Source organism: Massilia norwichensis, assembly GCF_024753245.1.
GTDB lineage: Bacteria > Pseudomonadota > Gammaproteobacteria > Burkholderiales > Burkholderiaceae_D > Telluria > Telluria norwichensis.
Genome location: NZ_JANUGX010000006.1, coordinates 152,643 through 169,268, shown reverse-complemented (window position 1 = coordinate 169,268; position 16,626 = coordinate 152,643). Strand labels below are relative to the sequence as shown.

General features: G+C 66.0%; 14 protein-coding genes. 9 read left to right on the top strand and 5 right to left on the bottom strand.

All coding sequences use genetic code 11. The annotated features are described in order from the left end of the window. Window positions 1-36 precede the first annotated feature (36 nt). Together ruvB and NX782_RS07595 are read left to right on the top strand one after the other, a co-directional pair. On the top strand, window positions 37-1,104 hold the full coding sequence (gene ruvB, locus NX782_RS07600; protein ID WP_258844837.1) for a Holliday junction branch migration DNA helicase RuvB: 1,068 nt from the start codon (window positions 37-39) through the stop codon (window positions 1,102-1,104). Between the two features lie 19 nt (window positions 1,105-1,123). Beyond that, on the top strand, window positions 1,124-1,588 hold the full coding sequence (locus NX782_RS07595) for a YaiI/YqxD family protein (RefSeq protein WP_258844836.1): 465 nt from the start codon (window positions 1,124-1,126) through the stop codon (window positions 1,586-1,588). On the opposite strand, the gene NX782_RS07590 is transcribed toward NX782_RS07595, so the two are convergent. Beyond that, window positions 1,589-2,041 carry a hypothetical protein gene (locus tag NX782_RS07590; RefSeq protein ID WP_258844835.1) on the bottom strand — a complete coding sequence of 151 codons (453 nt, stop codon included), beginning with the start codon at window positions 2,039-2,041 and terminating at the stop codon, window positions 1,589-1,591. Between the two features lie 144 nt (window positions 2,042-2,185). Further along, the gene (locus NX782_RS07585; protein WP_258844834.1) at window positions 2,186-2,632 is read right to left on the bottom strand and encodes a DUF2147 domain-containing protein; all 447 of its coding nucleotides are present in this window, start codon (window positions 2,630-2,632) and stop codon (window positions 2,186-2,188) included. Window positions 2,633-2,819: 187 nt separating this feature from the next. Between NX782_RS07585 and NX782_RS07580 the strand changes: the two genes are divergently transcribed. The 4 genes from NX782_RS07580 (at window position 2,820) to NX782_RS07565 (ending at window position 7,054) form a co-directional block, all read left to right on the top strand. After that, window positions 2,820-4,637 (top strand): CIA30 family protein, encoded by a 1,818-nt coding sequence (locus tag NX782_RS07580; protein ID WP_258844833.1) that lies wholly within the window; start codon window positions 2,820-2,822, stop codon window positions 4,635-4,637. Between the two features lie 22 nt (window positions 4,638-4,659). Then, window positions 4,660-5,793, top strand: coding sequence for a sensor histidine kinase (locus NX782_RS07575; RefSeq protein WP_258844832.1), 1,134 nt, complete (start codon window positions 4,660-4,662; stop codon window positions 5,791-5,793). Beyond that, window positions 5,790-6,395: a response regulator transcription factor gene (locus tag NX782_RS07570; protein WP_258844831.1), complete on the top strand. Its 606-nt coding sequence runs from the start codon at window positions 5,790-5,792 to the stop codon at window positions 6,393-6,395. Before NX782_RS07575 ends, NX782_RS07570 begins: the two co-directional genes overlap by 4 nt. An 86-nt stretch (window positions 6,396-6,481) precedes the next feature. Next, a complete protein-coding gene (locus tag NX782_RS07565; protein ID WP_258844830.1) occupies window positions 6,482-7,054 on the top strand; it encodes a PEP-CTERM sorting domain-containing protein in 573 nt (190 codons plus the stop codon). A gap of 61 nt (window positions 7,055-7,115) precedes the next feature. On the opposite strand, the gene NX782_RS07560 is transcribed toward NX782_RS07565, so the two are convergent. The 3 genes from NX782_RS07560 to NX782_RS07550 form a co-directional block, all read right to left on the bottom strand. Further along, window positions 7,116-9,914 (bottom strand): valine--tRNA ligase, encoded by a 2,799-nt coding sequence (locus tag NX782_RS07560; protein WP_258844829.1) that lies wholly within the window; start codon window positions 9,912-9,914, stop codon window positions 7,116-7,118. Between the two features lie 38 nt (window positions 9,915-9,952). Beyond that, entirely contained in the window at window positions 9,953-10,621 is a 669-nt protein-coding gene (locus tag NX782_RS07555) for a class I SAM-dependent methyltransferase (protein WP_258844828.1), read from the bottom strand. Between the two features lie 122 nt (window positions 10,622-10,743). After that, on the bottom strand, window positions 10,744-12,318 hold the full coding sequence (locus NX782_RS07550) for a S8 family serine peptidase (RefSeq protein WP_258844827.1): 1,575 nt from the start codon (window positions 12,316-12,318) through the stop codon (window positions 10,744-10,746). A 349-nt stretch (window positions 12,319-12,667) separates the two neighbouring features. Here NX782_RS07550 and NX782_RS07545 point away from each other — a divergent pair, with 349 nt between their 5' ends. The 3 genes from NX782_RS07545 (at window position 12,668) to NX782_RS07535 (ending at window position 16,518) form a co-directional block, all read left to right on the top strand. After that, window positions 12,668-13,306, top strand: a complete 639-nt coding sequence (locus NX782_RS07545; RefSeq protein WP_258844826.1) for an ANTAR domain-containing response regulator — start codon at window positions 12,668-12,670, stop codon at window positions 13,304-13,306. A 61-nt stretch (window positions 13,307-13,367) separates the two neighbouring features. After that, entirely contained in the window at window positions 13,368-14,474 is a 1,107-nt protein-coding gene (locus NX782_RS07540; protein ID WP_258844825.1) for an S-(hydroxymethyl)glutathione dehydrogenase/class III alcohol dehydrogenase, read from the top strand. A 241-nt stretch (window positions 14,475-14,715) separates the two neighbouring features. Next, window positions 14,716-16,518: a M56 family metallopeptidase gene (locus tag NX782_RS07535; protein ID WP_258844823.1), complete on the top strand. Its 1,803-nt coding sequence runs from the start codon at window positions 14,716-14,718 to the stop codon at window positions 16,516-16,518. Window positions 16,519-16,626: the final 108 nt, after the last annotated feature.

Below are 16,626 nucleotides of genomic sequence, written 5' to 3'. Positions count from 1 at the left end.
ACCCCGTGCCCGCGCGCGCAAACGTAAATTGAAACCATGAGCATCCAGACCGACAACTTCACCGAGCAGCGCATCATCGACGCCGCGCCGGCCTCGCCGAACGAGGAGGCGATCGAGCGCGCCCTGCGGCCCAAGCACCTCGACGAATACGTCGGCCAGTCGAAAATCCGCGACCAGCTCGAGATCTTCATCCACGCCGCCCGCAAGCGCCGCGAAGCGCTGGACCACACCCTGCTGTTCGGTCCGCCGGGCCTGGGTAAGACCACGCTGGCCCACATCATCGCGCGCGAGATGGGCGTCAACCTGCGCCAGACTTCCGGCCCGGTGCTGGAACGCCCGGGCGACCTGGCGGCGCTGCTGACCAACCTGGAAGCCAACGACGTCCTGTTCATCGACGAGATCCACCGCCTGTCGCCGGTGGTCGAGGAGATCCTGTATCCGGCGCTCGAGGACTACCAGATCGACATCATGATCGGCGAGGGCCCGGCGGCGCGTTCCGTGAAGCTCGACCTGCAGCCGTTCACGCTGGTCGGCGCCACCACCCGCGCCGGCATGCTGACCAATCCGCTGCGCGACCGCTTCGGCATCGTCGCGCGCCTGGAGTTCTACAACGTCGACGAACTGACCAAGATCGTTACCCGCAGCGCCGCGCTGCTCGAAGCGCCGATCAACGAAGAGGGCGCGCGCGAAGTCGCCAAGCGTGCGCGCGGCACCCCGCGTATCGCCAACCGCCTGCTGCGCCGCGTGCGCGACTATGCGGAGGTGAAGGGCACCGGCGAGATCACCAAGGACATGGCCGACCGCGCCCTGAAGATGCTCGACGTCGACACCGTCGGCTTCGACGTAATGGACCGCAAACTGCTGGAAGCGGTGCTGTTCAAGTTTGCCGGCGGCCCGGTCGGCATCGGCAACCTGGCGGCGGCGATCGGCGAGGCCGCCGACACCATCGAGGACGTGCTCGAGCCCTACCTGATCCAGCAGGGCTATCTGCAGCGCACGCCGCGCGGCCGCATCGCGACGCCGCTGGCGTATAAACACTTCGGCGTCGCCGCACCCCGCATCAGCCCGACCGGCGATTTGTGGGACAACCTGCCGCTGGCCTGAGCGCTGGCAGGAGCCGACGATGGAAATCTGGGTCGATGCCGATGCCTGTCCGGGCGTGATCAAGGACATCCTGTTTCGTGTGGCCGAGCGCCTGCAGTTGCAGGTGACCCTGATCGCGAACCAGTTGATCCGGGTGCCGGGCTCGCGTTTCATCCGCGCGATCCAGGTGCCGAGCGGTCCGGACGTGGCCGACACCGAGATCGTCGAGCGCCTGGCGCCGGGCGACCTGGTGATCACCGGCGACATTCCGCTGGCGGCACGCGTGCTCGAGAAGGGTGGCGATGCGCTGAACCCGCGCGGTGAGTTCTACACCAGGGACAATATCGCCCAGCAGCTGACGATGCGGGCTTTCATGGAAGAGTTGCGCAGCAGCGGCGTCGACACCGGCGGCCCCAGCGCATTCAGCCAAGCCGACCGCCAGCAGTTTGCCAACGCGCTGGACCGGCACCTGGCACGGCGCCGTCCGCCCAGCGCACAAAACTGATCAGAAGCGCGAACCGCGGCGCTCGGCCGAAGGATGGCGCTGGATCAGTACCAGCGCCGGTTCGGTGCGCTCGCGCCGGCGCATCGGGCGCTGGCGGCGGTCCGGCGCGGCCGGGTAGACGAAACTCAGGAACAGCAGCATCGTGAAGGACACCAGCAGGCCGCTGGCCCAGAGCAGGGGCGGATCGGTGCGCGTGGCCAGCATGGTGATGCCGCCGATGGCCGGAATCATCAGCAGCAGGCCGCCCAGCATGCGCAGATGGCTGGAGCGGCGCATGCGGTCGCCGAGCACGGCGATATACAGGTAACTCAGCGCCACCAGCGCCAGCCCGGCCAGGCCGCCGACGGCGACCCAGGTCGGCAGGCCGGGATGGCTATTTCCTGCCAATACCATCGGCGGCAGGACGAACACGAGCCCCCCTGCAAGCAGGGCAAGCAGACGCAGGATGATCATGACGCTGCCTCTTCAGTGCGCAAGGCCGCACGGGCAGCGGGTAGTCGGTTCACAGGATGCATACGATCAGTCGATGATGTTGTGAACCGAGATTATCATTAAGATAATTTCTGGCGCGCACGTTTGACGCTGCGCGCCTGCGGCTTACTCCTGGCGCAGCCAGACCTGCGAACGGCCGAACATCGGCATGCCGATGAAGCCGCGCACTTCGACCTTCTTGCCGCCTTCGCGCACCGTCAGCTTGCTCTTGTAGACCTTGCCGTTCTTCGGATCGAGGATCTCGCCGCCGGTGTATTCGTCGCCGGTCTTCTTCAGGCCCGAGACGATGGTCATGCCGATGATCGGCTGGTCCTTGCGCGCATCGGTGCACAGCTGGCATTTCGGGTTCTGGTCTTCGTCGGGGGCGCGGAACAGCTTCTCGATCTTGCCGGTCAATTCGCCCTTGTTCTCGGTGATGCGGATCAGTGCGCTCGGCTTGCCCGAGCTGTCGTCGATGGTCTTCCACAGGCCGACCGGCGAACCATCCTGTGCCCAGGCGAGCGGGGCGGCAAGGACGGCGGCAATCAGGGTAGCGTTGATGAGGGTGCGCATGAGGTCTCCAGTTTTTGTGTTAGGCAATTGGAGTGTAGCAAACAGTACGGTCGTTCGGTAAACCGCCTTGCGGAAATCTTTCACATGACATTTGTCACCCCAAACTGATGGCACCCGCTTCTGCCGCGGCAGCCGCCCTTTCCGGATACTGACCCCATCGACAACCAACAACGACAAGGGGAACACCATGAAACCGACCATCCTGACTTCGCTGCTGCTGGCCGCCGGCCTGGCCTGCGCTTCCACCTCCACCGCCTTCGCCGGCACTACCCTGGTGCGGGACGTGCGCGTCTTCGACGGCAGGAGCGCGCACGAACACCGTTCCGTACTGGTGCGCGACGGCGCGATCGCCGATGCCGACTACCGCGGCAAGGTGCCGGCCGACGCCCGCATCGTCGACGGCAAAGGACGCACACTGCTGCCGGGCCTGATCGACGCCCACGTCCACACCTGGCAGCATTTCGAGCTGCCGCTGGTGTTCGGCGTGACGACCCAGGTCGACATGTTCACCGGCGTCGAGGTCATGCAGCGCATCAAAAAGCAGATGAACGAAGGCCGCAACGGCGGCGAGGCCGACGTGTTCTCGGCCGGCACCCTGGTCACCGCGCCCGGCGGCCACGGCACCGAATACCCGGTCAAGATCCCGACCCTGGAAAACGGCGGCGACGCCCAGGCCTTCGTTGACGCCCGCATCGCCGAAGGCTCGCACTTCATCAAGGTCGTGATGGAAGACGGCTTCGGCGATCACCACTTCAAGAGCCTCGACCGCGCCACCGTGAAGGCCGTGATCGATGCCGCCCACAAGCGCGGCAAGCTGGCCGTGGTCCATATCAGCAACCTGGAGAACGCGCGCGCCGCGCTGGAAGCCGGGGCCGACGGCCTGGCCCATTTGTTCGTCGCCGCGCAGATGTCGCAGGAGGAAGCGGACAGTCTGGCGAAGCTGGCGCAGGCGAAGGGCGCCTTCGTGGTGCCGACTTTCTCGGTCCTGGAAAGCATCGCCGGGATCAAGCCGCGCGACCTGCTCGACGATCCGCAGGTGGCCGGCCTGCTCGACCGCGAAGAGCGCGGCGCCCTGCAGACCGGCTACGGCCCGACGCCGCGGCCAGGCATCCTGGCGGCGCCCAAGATGGTCACCAGCGCCTTGCGCCGCGCCGGCGTGCCGCTGCTGGCCGGTACCGACGCCGGCAACGCCGGCACCCAGTACGGCGCCAGCCTGCACCATGAACTGGCGGCGCTGGTCGACGCGGGCCTCACTCCGCGCGAAGCCCTGGTGGCCGCCACCAGCGCGCCGGCCAAGGCCTTCCGCCTGGGCCAGCGCGGGCAGATCGCCAAAGGCTATAAAGCCGACCTGGTACTGGTCGAGGGCAATCCGCTGCAGGACATCGGCGCCACCCGCCGCATCGTCGAGGTGTGGAAGGATGGCGAGAGCACGACGGCGCTGCGCGAAGCCCAGCGCAAGCACGTGGCGCAGGAAAACGCGGCCAAAGCCACGCAGCCGCTGGCGCTGCCGGCCAACGGCCGAATCTCGCTGCTGAAGGAAGGCAAGCTGGCCAGCCCCTTCGGCACCGGCTGGTTCCCGTCCACCGACAAATTCGCGGGTGGCGTCTCGACCGTCAACCTCGATGCCCAGGCCGCGCGGGAGGGTGGCGCAAGGATCGCGATCGAGGCGCAGGTCAAGCCGGGCTTCGCCTACCCGTGGGCCGGCGCGGCCTTCATGCCGGGCACGCAGCCGATGCTGGGCGCCGACCTGAGCGCAGCCAAGGTCTTGCGCTTCCGTGTACGCGGCGACGGCCACCCGGTCATGCTGACGATGGCCTCGAGCGGCATGACCATCCCGCGCAGTGTGCCCTTCGAGACCGGTGCCGAGTGGAAGGAAGTGGCGATTCCCTTCAGCGCCTTTGCCGGGGTCGATCCGACGGCGGTGACCATGATAGGATTTAACGCTGGACCGCAACCCGGCGACTACCGTTTCGAGATCGCCGACGTTCGCCTGGCCGACCGCTGATCACACATAAAAACGACGAGCGATGGAACGATTCAAGCGCGTGCTGGCCGGGCCCTGGGTCCCGGCCGATATGGGCAAGCTGCCCTACCTGTGGGCGACGTCCCTGGCCTTCCTGCTGTTTAAGTACTTCTACAGCGAGGTCAGCGCGCTCGAACTGGCCATGCTGGGCCTGAGCGTGGCGCTGTTCCTGCCGCTTTATTTGGTCAGCTTCTGGACCGGCGGCCGCAACGCCGTCCTGTGCATCCTCGGTGCCTGCGTGTTCGGCATGCTGTGGGCGCCGCATAACAACGGTGCCGGTACCTTCTTCATCTTCGCCGCCGGCATGTGCGGACGCCTGGCGCCGGGCCGCAACGCCCCTCGCATGTTGATACTGGTGCTGGGACTGGCGACGGCGACCGGCTACCTGCTGGCCGAGAACGGCCCGTCCTTCCTGCTGGCACCCTGGGCGGTCGGCCTGTCGGTGGGCGTGGCCTCGATCATGGAAGGCGGCCTGCGTGCTTCGCGCAAGCAGCTGCTGCGCAAGCAGGAAGAAGTCGAGCACATCGCCCGCATCGCCGAGCGCGAACGGATCTCGCGCGACCTGCACGATCTGCTGGGCCACTCGCTGTCGCTGATCGCGTTGAAGGCTGAGCTGGCGGGCAAGCTGGCTGGCCGCGACGTCGACGCCTGCAAGCGCGAGATCGCCGATATCGAAGCGAGCGCGCGCCGCGCCCTGGCCGAGGTGAGGACGGCGGTGACCGGCTACCGCGACAGCGGCCTGCCCGGCGCCCTGGCCAGTGCCCGCGCCAGCCTGGCGGCGGCCGGCGTCGCGCTGCATGAAGAGGTGCAGCCGCAGTTTCAACAAAACGTCCTCCCGCCGGCGCTCGAACACGTGCTGGCGCTGACGCTGCGCGAAGCCGTGACCAATGTCGTGCGCCATGCCGGCGCGTCCCGCTGCACGCTCAGGCTGGCGCTGGAAGAGGGCAGCGCGGTGTTGCGCGTGACAGACGATGGCGACCGCCTGCGCGCCGGCGACGAAGTCCGTGTCGGCAACGGCCTGACCGGGATGCGCGAACGCGCCGTGTCGGCCGGCGGCCGGCTCGTGGTCAGCGTGGAGAATGGCTTGCGCCTGGAATTGCGCCTGCCGGTAAAGGACAGGGAAGGAGAAACCGCATGATCAGGATCGTGATCGCCGAAGACCAGGCGCTGCTGCTGGGCGCGCTGGCGGCATTGTTGAAGCTCGAAGACGACCTCGACGTGGTCGGCACGGCCGGCAACGGCAAGGATGCCCTGGCGCTGTGCCGCGAGCTGCGGCCCGACATCGTGCTCACCGACGTCGAGATGCCGCAGATGACCGGACTCGAACTGGCGGCGCAGTTGCAGGAACTTGGCCTGCCGGCCAGGGTGGTGATCGTCACGACCTTCGCGCGCAGCGGCTACCTGCGGCGCGCGATGGAGGCCGGGGTGCGCGGCTACCTGTTGAAGGATGCGCCGGCCGAGAATCTGGCGGCGGCGATCCGCGCCGTGCACAAGGGCGGCCGGGCGATCGCGCCCGAGCTGGCGCTGGAAAGCTGGAGCGCGGGCCAGGATCCGCTGTCCGACCGCGAACGCCAGGTGCTGCGCCTGGCCGGCGAGGGCAAGACCAGCGGCGAGATCGCGAAGCTGGTGCACTTGTCCGAAGGGACGGTGCGCAATTACCTGTCGGAAGCGATCAGCAAGCTGAACGCGGGCAACCGGATCGAGGCATACCGGATGGCGAGGAGTGCGGGCTGGCTTTGATCAATATACTCCAGCATCTCATCCTTATGCTGTGAGGGTAGGCGGCTGTCGCCTTAACCGCATCTAACCTTTACAGGGGGATCATCATGACACCATCACGCTGGATCAAGCACTGCATCGTGGCGCTCGGCTGCGCCCTGGGCATGGCCTGCGCTTCGGCCCAGACCGTCACGCTCACCTTCGACAACATCCAGGATCTCGGGCCCTATCCCGAATCATGGACCGAATCGGGCTTCAGCGTCACCTCGCTCGAGCCGAACGGCGGGCACCTGCACTCCGCGACGGACGCACTGCTGCTGCACAGCCGCGAAGGTTCGCAACCCTACCGCTTCCAGCGCATCGATGGCAGCAACTTCGGTTTCGTCGCTTTCGATTACTTCGGCGGCGACTCGGTCTTCGTCAGCGATTCCGGCGCCACCTTCACCATCCTCGGCGACCAGCCGCTGGCCACCTTCACCCTGCCGTCGGACTTCCAGAACGTGAGCTACATCGACTGGTTCATGCCGAATCCCGGCGACCTGAGCTCGCCCGACCCGCAGTGGGGCCAGATCGACAATGTCGTCATGAACATCTCGCCGGTGCCGGAACCGGGGCAGACGGCGATGTTGGGTCTGGGCCTGGCGTGCATGCTGCTGGTCGCACGCCGGCGGCGCTCCTGACGTAAAAAAGCCGCGCCGGGCAGAACCCGGACGCGGCTTTTCACATGGGCCGATCAGCCGGTCAAGCCGGCGGCAGCTTGCCCAGTTGCTCCTGCATCTTGGCCAGCGTGGCGCTGAAGTTCTCGACGCGCTCGCGTTCCTGGGCCACCACGGCGGCCGGGGCGCGGGCTACGAAGCTTTCGCTGGACAGCTTGCCGTTGGCCTTGGCGATCTCGCCCTGCAGGCGTGTGATCTCCTTGGACAGACGCTCGCGCTCGGCGGCGACGTCGATCTCGACCTTCAGCATCAGCTTGGTGGTGCCGACGATGGACACTGCGGCCGGCGATTCCGGCAGGGCATCGACGATCTGCACTTCCGACAGCTTGCCCAGCAGCTGCACGTAAGGCGCGAAGCTCTGCGCGGCGGCGCGGTCGGCTTCCGAACCCGGCTCGACGATCAGCGGCACGCGCACCGACGGCGACAGCTTCATCTCGCCGCGCAGGTTGCGGGTGGCGTCGGTCACTTTCTTGAACTGGTCCATCCAGGCTTCCGCACCGGCGTCGATCAGCGATTCGTCGGCGATCGGGTAGGGCTGCAGCATGATGGTGTCGCCAGTCTTGCCGGCCAGCGGCGCGACCGCGTGCCACAGCTGCTCGGTCACGAACGGGATGATCGGGTGCGCCAGGCGCAGGATCACTTCCAGCACGCGCAGCAGGGTGTGGCGGGTGGCGCGCTGCTGCGCCTCGGTGCCTTGCTGGACTTGCACCTTGGCCAGTTCCAGGTACCAGTCGCAGTACTCGTCCCAGACGAAGCTGTAGATGCTGGAGGCGATGTTGTCGAAGCGGTAGTCGGCGAAGCCTTTCGCGACGTCCTGCTCGACGCGGTTCATCAGCGAGATGATCCAGCGGTCGGCCTGCGACAGGTCGGCGGCTTCCGGTTTCCCGCAGTCCTTGCCTTCGGTGTTCATCAGCACGAAGCGGGTCGCGTTCCACAGCTTGTTGCAGAAGTTGCGGTAGCCTTCGCAGCGGCCGAGGTCGAAGTTGATGTTGCGGCCCAGCGAGGCGTAGCTGGCCATCGTGAAGCGCACGGCGTCGGTGCCGAAGGCCGGGATCCCTTCCGGGAACTCCTTGCGCGTGGCTTTGGCGATCTTCTCGGCGGCCTTCGGGTTCATCAGGCCGGTGGTGCGCTTGGCAACCAGCGACTCGACGTCGATACCGTCGATCAGGTCGATCGGGTCCAGGGTATTGCCCTTCGACTTGGACATCTTCTGGCCGGACGAATCGCGCACCAGGCCGTGCACGTAGACGGTCTTGAACGGCACCTTGTTGGTGAAGTGCGCGGTCATCATGACCATGCGCGCGACCCAGAAGAAGATGATGTCGAAGCCGGTCACCAGCACGGAGGAGGGCAGGAACAGGTCCATGTCGCGGGTATTTTCCGGCCAGCCCATGGTCGAGAAGGGCACCAGGGCCGACGAGAACCAGGTGTCGAGCACGTCGTCGTCGCGCTTGAGTTCACCTGCGATGCCTTGTTCTTTCGCTTTCGCCTGCGCTTCTTCTTCGCTGCGGGCGACAACGATCTCGCCGTTCGGGCCGTACCAGGCCGGAATGCGGTGGCCCCACCACAGCTGGCGCGAGATGCACCAGTCCTGGATGTTGCCCAGCCACTGGTTGTAGGTGGTGGTCCAGTTCTCGGGCACGAACTGGATCTCGCCGCTGGCGACCTTTTCCAGCGCCACTTCGGCGATCGACTTGCCCGGATTGAAGGTACCTTCCGGCGCCGGCTTGCTCATGGCGACGAACCACTGGTCGGTCAGCATCGGCTCGATGATGACGCCGGTGCGGTCGCCGCGCGGCACCATCAGCTTGTGCGGCTTGACCTGTTCCAGCAGGCCCTGCGCTTCGAGGTCGGCGACGATCTTCTTGCGCGCTTCGAAGCGGTCCAGGCCGCGGTAGGCTTCCGGCGCGTCGTCGACGATCTTCGCTTCGAGCGTCATGATCGACAGCATCGGCAGCTTATGGCGCTGGCCGACCGCGTAGTCGTTGAGGTCGTGGGCCGGGGTGATCTTCACGCAGCCGGTGCCGAAGGCCTTGTCGACGTACTCGTCGGCGATGATCGGGATCTCGCGGCCGACCAGCGGCAGCTTCAGCATCTTGCCGTGCAGGTGGGTGTAGCGCTCGTCGGTCGGATCGACCGCGACGGCGACGTCGCCCAGCATGGTTTCCGGACGCGTGGTGGCGACCGTCAGGTGGCCGCTGCCGTCCGCCAGCGGGTACTGGATGTACCACATCGAGCCGTCTTCTTCTTCCGACACGACTTCGAGGTCGGACACGGCGGTGCCCAGCACCGGGTCCCAGTTGACCAGGCGCTTGCCGCGGTAGATCAGGCCCTGCTCGTACAGGCGCACGAAGACTTCGGCCACGGTTTTCGAGCGCGGCTCGTCCATCGTGAAGTATTCGCGCTGCCAGTCGGCGGAGGCGCCCAGGCGGCGCATCTGGCCGGTGATGGTGCTGCCCGACTTTTCCTTCCACTCCCAGACCTTCTCGACGAAGGCGTCGCGGCCGAGGTCGTGGCGCGAGATTTTCTGGGCGTCCAGCTGGCGCTCGACCACGATCTGGGTCGCGATGCCGGCGTGGTCGGTGCCCGGGATCCAGGCCGTGTTAAAGCCACGCATGCGGTAGTAGCGGGTCAGGCCATCCATGACGGTCTGGTTGAAGGCGTGGCCCATGTGCAGGGTGCCCGTCACGTTCGGCGGCGGCAGCTGGATGCTGAACGAAGGCTTGTCGGCGTCCATGGTGGCGGCAAAGTAACCGCGCTGTTCCCATTCGTTACGCCAGAATTGTTCGATGTCGGCTGGCTCGAAAGACTTGGCTAATTCCATGATGGCTGTGTTGGCGTGTGAAATTTCGAAAGGGTCCATTATAGATGACGCAAGGGCAACTGGCCGATCAGGATCAGCGATGCCGGCTTTCCGGTCTTCGGATGCACGGGTTCGCGCAATTCCTGCAGCTGCAGGCCGTGCTCGGCATACAGGCGGACCCAGCTGCCCAGCGTGCGGAAGTACCATGGCGGCGGATCGGTGAAGCCGGCATTGAAGCCGGCCCAGCTGCCGGTCCGCCAGCCGTCGCGGTAGGGGGCGTCGCCGCAGGCCACGACCGGGTGCATGGTCTGCACGATCAGCGCGCCGCCCGGCCGCAGGAAAGTCGGGGCGGCACGGAAAATGCCCGCGACGGATTCGTCGCCCAGCAGCGAAAAATTGCAGACGGCGACGTCGAGCGCCAGCTGCAGGCCGCCCTGCGCGATCGCCTCGTAGGACATGGTGAGAAACTCGCCGCCGCCGGCCGCGCGCGCGGCATCGACCAGCCCGGGCACGACGTCGACGCCGGTCATGGCGATGCCGTCGAGCGCACGGACCAGCCAGCCCTCGCCGCAGCCGATGTCGATGCCGCTTGCCGGCGCGCGGCTGCGTACGGCCTCGACGATGGCGCGGTTGGTGACGAGCAGGCGGCTTTCGATCTCGCCGTCGCGCACGGCCGTCACCCACGGCGCGGCGTTCTTGTTCCAGGAGTCGATGATCTCGGTGTCCATGTTGTCCGTTCGTCGAAAAAAAAAGCAGGGTGGGCACACCGTGCCCACGCGTAACGTAAAGATGCCACAAACGTCACGCGTGGGCACGTGGTGCCCACCCTACGAAAGGCGCGAACGCCTGTTTATTTGCCGCAGCCCAGCGACTTGATGCGGTCGTAGGCAGCCTTGGCCTGGACCAGGCCGTAGCCGTACTTGGTGTCGCGGCCGGCGGTGCCCAGGTCCAGCGCGCTGTTGTCCAGCGAGGTGCGGATCTGCGAGCCGGTGCAGGTCGGGAAGTAGCTCCACACCAGCGCCGCGACGGCCGACACGTGCGGGGTTGCCATCGAAGTGCCGTCGAAGTAGGCGTAGTTCGACGCCTTGATGCCGACGGTGGCGCTCTGGCCCAGCTGGCCTTTCATCGCCGCGCCCTCGGTGTCGGAGGCGCCGACCGACGGGATGCTGGTCACCGTCGTGCCCAGCGTGCCCGCCACCGGGCCGGCCACGTTGTTGTACACGACCGCGCCGACGCCGCCGCTGTTCTGGCAGTTGAGGACCTTGGTCGCGAAGTCGACGGTGCCGCGCTGGATCAGGCAGACCTTGCCGGAGACGGCGGTGTTGACGCTGTCGCCGATGCCGAAGTCGGCCAGCGGGGCGGTCGCGGTCTTGACCGGCGAACCTTCCATGGCGGTGGGCGCGTAGGTGCTTGCGCCGACGCTCAGGACCGGATCCTGGCCGGTGCCCATCGGCACGGTCGACAGCACCGAGACGCCCGGGCCGGCGATTTCGACGTCGCTGTTGTACTGCGAGAAGCTGGCCCAGGCCTTGTTCTCGTCCACGGCCGCCACCGACATCACGCTCGAATAGCCGGCCGGGTAGGAGATGGTGGTGTTGGCGTCGTTGCCGGCGGCAGCGATGCTGAGGATGCCCTTGGTCTGCAGGCTGTCGAAGGTCTTCTGCTCGGTCATGCTCTTGGCGCCGCCGCCCAGCGACATGCTGATCACGTTGGCGCCGGCCGCGGCGCACTTGTTGGCGGCCGAGGACAGGGTCGAGGAATACGCCCAGCCATCCTTGCCGAACACCTTCACGATGTGCAGTTTGAGGTTCTTGTTCGGGTTCACGCCGACCACGCCGGTGCCGTTGTTGACGCCGGCGATGGTGCCGAACACGTGGGTGCCGTGGTGGTTCTCGTCGGTGTTCCAGTTGCCGGTGCCGGCGTCGTATTCGCCGGTGACGTTGGCGCCGTTGGCGGACAGGTCTTCATGCTGGAAGTCGACGCCCGAGTCGATGATGCAGACCTTGCGGTTGCCGGCGTTGGTGTCGGGCAGCTGGTCGGCCTGCACCAGCTTGATGCCGTAGGGGACCAGCTGGCCGGCGGTGTAGGGGGTGCCGGTCGAGGGCGAGGTCAGCGCCAGCGGTTTGCGGAGCACGTCCTCTTCGATGTACTCGACGTTCGGGTTGTTTTCCAGGCCTTTCAGGGCGACGGCCGGCACTTCGATGGCCATGGCGTTCATGCCGAAGATTTCATGCTTGACCGAGCCTTTGGCCGCGGCGACCACCGACTTCATGGCCGCTTTCGCGCCCGGTTTGAAGGCGACGATCACGCGGGTGGTGTCCGGCGCGGCGGCCGAGGCGTTGCCCGCGAAGGCGACTGCCAGTGCCGCGGCGCACAAGCCGAGGGCGGGGACGAACTTTGCTGCGCGATTGTGTTTCTGATTCATCGGTGTTTTCTCCGTAAGTTACTTGTTATCGACGCGGACATCGTGGTCCGCATGCTTATTGGTGTTGCTGCTGTAACGACCGATACATCGCTGTTGCCGCAGCGGGCCGGGCCCAGCCCTCTGCGTAAACAGCCGAGCCAGTTTATGGAGGTAACTTATACATACGCAATTGATTTTCAATCGTGCGCGGGAGTTGTTGCGCGATCGTTTGTGCGTATGATTCAATTGACGAAAATCCACGTTTGTCACAAATGTGCATGCTATATTTTTGGCCCGCCAAAGTTGGAAATGTGAAGTTTTCATTAATTTCGACAAGCGGTATTCCCCCCTCTTGTAAGAACAGGTAACAATGAGCGCGCCCGCTTCTTCCCGCCGTCTGATCCTGCTGGTCGACGACGACCCCCTCCTGCTCGATTTCATCGCCACCGTGCTGCAGCATGCCGGCTACGACACCGTCAAAGCCGGCTCCGCGCCCGAAGCGGTGCAGCGCGTGCAGGAGCGCGAAGCGGACATCGCCCTGGCCCTGCTCGACATCACGATGCCCGGCATGTCCGGTCTCGAACTGGCGCAGCGCCTGAGGGAGCACACCGCGGTGCCCTTCATGTTCCTGTCGTCGGTGGACGATGCCGAGACCGCGCGCCAGGCCGCCAGCCATGGCGCGGTCGGCTTCGTGGTCAAGCCGGTCGATGCGAGCCGCCTGCTGCCGGCCTTCGAAGCCGCCCTGGCGCGCGCCGACGAGATCCGCCAGCTGCGCCGCACCGAAGTCAACCTGAACGCGGCCCTGGCCGCCGGGCGCGAGACCAGCCTGGCCGTCGGCGTGCTGATGGCGCGCTACCAGACCGACCGCAACACCGCCTTCGAGGTGCTGCGCGACCACGCGCGCTCGAACCGCCGCAAGATCAACGAGGTGGCCGAGCAGATCGTCGCGGCCGAGGAGCTGCTGGGCAGCCTGCACGGGGCCTTCGCCGCGCGCCTGCGGGCCAAGTGATACGCGTTCCGCTTCTGCTTGGTATCATGGCAAACCGTTTATCAAGCAGAGGAAGATTCACATGAAAACCAAGGCAGCGATTGCATGGCAGGCGGGTAAGCCGCTGACCATCGAGGAAGTCGAGCTCGAAGGCCCGAAAGCGGGCGAGGTGCTGGTCGAGGTCAAGGCCACCGGCATCTGCCACACGGACTGGTACACGCTGTCGGGCGCCGACCCCGAGGGCCTGTTCCCCGCCATTCTCGGCCATGAAGGCGCGGGCGTGGTGGTGGACGTCGGCCCCGGCGTGACGAGCCTGAAAAAAGATGACCACGTCATCCCGCTGTACACCCCGGAATGCCGCCAGTGCAAATTCTGCCTGTCGCAGAAGACCAATCTTTGCCAGGCCATCCGCTCGACGCAGGGCCGCGGCCTGATGCCGGATGCGACCAGCCGCTTCTCGCTGGACGGCAAGCCCATCTTCCACTACATGGGCACCTCGACCTTCTCGAACTACATCGTGGTACCGGAGATCGCGCTGGCCAAGATCCGCTCGGATGCGCCTTTCGACAAGGTCTGCTACATCGGCTGCGGCGTCACCACCGGCATCGGCGCCGTGATCTTCACGGCCAAGGTGGAGGCGGGCGCCAACGTGGTCGTGTTCGGCCTGGGCGGCATCGGCCTGAACGTGATCCAGGCAGCGAAGATGGTCGGCGCCGACAAGATCATCGGCGTGGACATCAACCCGGGCCGCGAAGAGATGGCGCGCAAGTTCGGCATGACCCACTTCGTCAATCCGAAGAATGTCGAGAACGTGGTCGACGCCATCGTCCAGCTGACCGACGGCGGTGCCGACTACTCCTTCGAGTGCATCGGCAACACGACCACGATGCGCCAGGCGCTGGAATGCTGCCACAAGGGCTGGGGCCAGTCGATCATCATCGGCGTGGCCGAAGCGGGTGCGGAAATCTCGACCCGTCCGTTCCAGCTGGTTACCGGCCGCGAATGGAAAGGCTCGGCCTTCGGCGGTGCCCGCGGCCGTACCGACGTGCCGCGCATCGTCGACTGGTACATGGAAAACAAGATCAACATCGACGATCTGATCACGCATCACCTGCGCCTGGACCAGATCAACGAAGGTTTCGAGCTGATGAAGCGGGGCGAGTCGATCCGCTCCGTGGTCGTGTACTGATACCAGCCACGATGAAACGTCGCCCCCGACCTGGCCGGCCGCCTTGTCGGGGGCCCGAATAGCCGGCGCAATGCCGGCTTTTTTCCGTCCAGGCCACCAAACCTGCCGCCTGTCGCACAAAGCTGGCCCCCATCCCCGTTCATCCCTATCCTGCCTTCATCGTTTGCTCGCCCAAATATAGAAAAAAAGTTCTAGACAAAATTTTCTAGTCGGCTTAACCTGTTCATCGAAAGGAGATCGCATGAATACCGCAGCCTGGATGTCGGGCCTGGCCTGGGCACTGCTGGACTTCGTCTGGCAGGGCATGCTGGCCGGCTGTATCGCCGCCGTGCTGCTGGGATCGATGGGCAGGGCGCGGCCGCAGTGGCGCTACCTGGTCGCCTGCATCGCACTGCTGTCGTGCGCGGCGCTGCCGGTGGCCGGCCTGCTGGTGCGCGTGATGGGGCAGGGCGGTTTCGAAACCGGGGGCGTGCTGAGGTCGGCCCTGCTGCAGGGATTGCCTGCCACGGCCGCGCAAGCGCTCGGCGATGGCGCGGCGGTGCCGGCGCTGTGGCACCTGGCCGGCTGGCGCGAACTGCTGGCGCCGCGCCTGCCGCTGGTGATCCTGTGCTGGTCGGCAGGTGCCGCCCTGATGGCCCTGCGGCTGTTGCTGGGCCTGGCCTGGGTAAGGCGCCGCAGCCGTTCGGGGGCCTACCGCCTGGACCCGGCCTGGCAGGCCGTGCTGGACCGCCTGGGCGAGCGCATGGGGCTGGGCCGCAAAGTCGTGCTGGGACTGGTGAACGATCTTGCCAGCCCGGTCACGGCCGGCTGCTGGCGTCCGCTGGTGCTGGTGCCGGCTTCGCTGACAACCGGGATGGCGCCCCAGCTGCTCGAAGCGCTGCTGGCGCACGAATTGGCCCATGTGCGGCGTCACGATTATTTGGTGAATCTGGTACAGAGCGCGATCGAGATCCTGCTGTTCTATCACCCGGCGGTGTGGTGGCTGTCGCACCGCATCCGGGTCGAGCGGGAACTGATCGCCGACGATTTGGCTGCAAGCGCATTGGGCGAACCGCGGCGTCTCGCGCTTGCATTATCCGAGCTGGACCTGTTCCAGCTCTCATCCCAGCAACTTGGCCTTGGGGCACATGGAGGAGGAAAGCTCATGTCTCGCATCAAACGCCTGGTTCGCCCGCAAACGGAACCCTTCAGTTCATCGGCAGGCTGGAAGCTCCCGCTGCCGGCACTCTGCCTGGCCCTGACGGCTGCGATCCACGCCCATGCCGGCACGACGCCGGACACGTCGGTGCCTTCGGCTCAGCCGAAGCCTGGGTTTCATCACATCACGCTGCGGCCTGGCCGTGAAGACGGCTATGCCCTGGTCGGCGATGGCGAGAAAGGGGCGGCCATGACCGGCAGCAGCGCCGACTGGGACGCCATCAAACAGCTCAGGCGCAACGTCAAGGGCGAGTTCCTGTGGTTCCGCGACGGCGGCAAGTCCTGGATCGTGCAGGATCCGGACACCCTGGCGAAGGCACGCACAGCCTGGGCACCGGTCAACCGGCTGGGCGAACAGATGAACGTCTACGGCAAGGAGATGGAACGGCATGGCAAGGTAATGGATGCGCTCGGCAAGGAAATGGAGCAGGCGGCCGCCGGCATGCAACCGGACCAGCGCCGGTTACGCGAAGTGCAGCGCAACATGGACGAGGTAGGGCGCAAGATGGGCCGTGTGGGCGAAAAGCTCGGCAGCGCTTCGGACAGCGAGCGCGGGCGTCTCGAAGCCGAGATGGCAAGCCTGGAAAAGCAGATGAATGCGCTGGGCGAGCAGATCCGCGCTGCCACCGAAAGCGACATGCAGCGTCGCCAGGCCCATGCCGACATGCGGGACGTCGGCCGGCGCATGAAGGAGGCCGGCCAGCCGATGGATGCACTCGGCAAGAAGATGGACGTGCTCGGCAAGCAGATGGACCAGGAAAGCAAGGCCGCCGACAGGACCATGCGCGAGCTGATCCGCGATGCGATGGCGCGCGGCCTGGCGCAGCAGGCGCCGGGGCAGGGCTGATCGGCGTGGCTGAGCGGGCGTAAGGATTGCCGGGCGGGCGCCCGTGTGGCAGCATAAGCGGGTTAATCTTTTTATAAAGCTCGACTTATGCGCCCAGCCCGCTTAGCT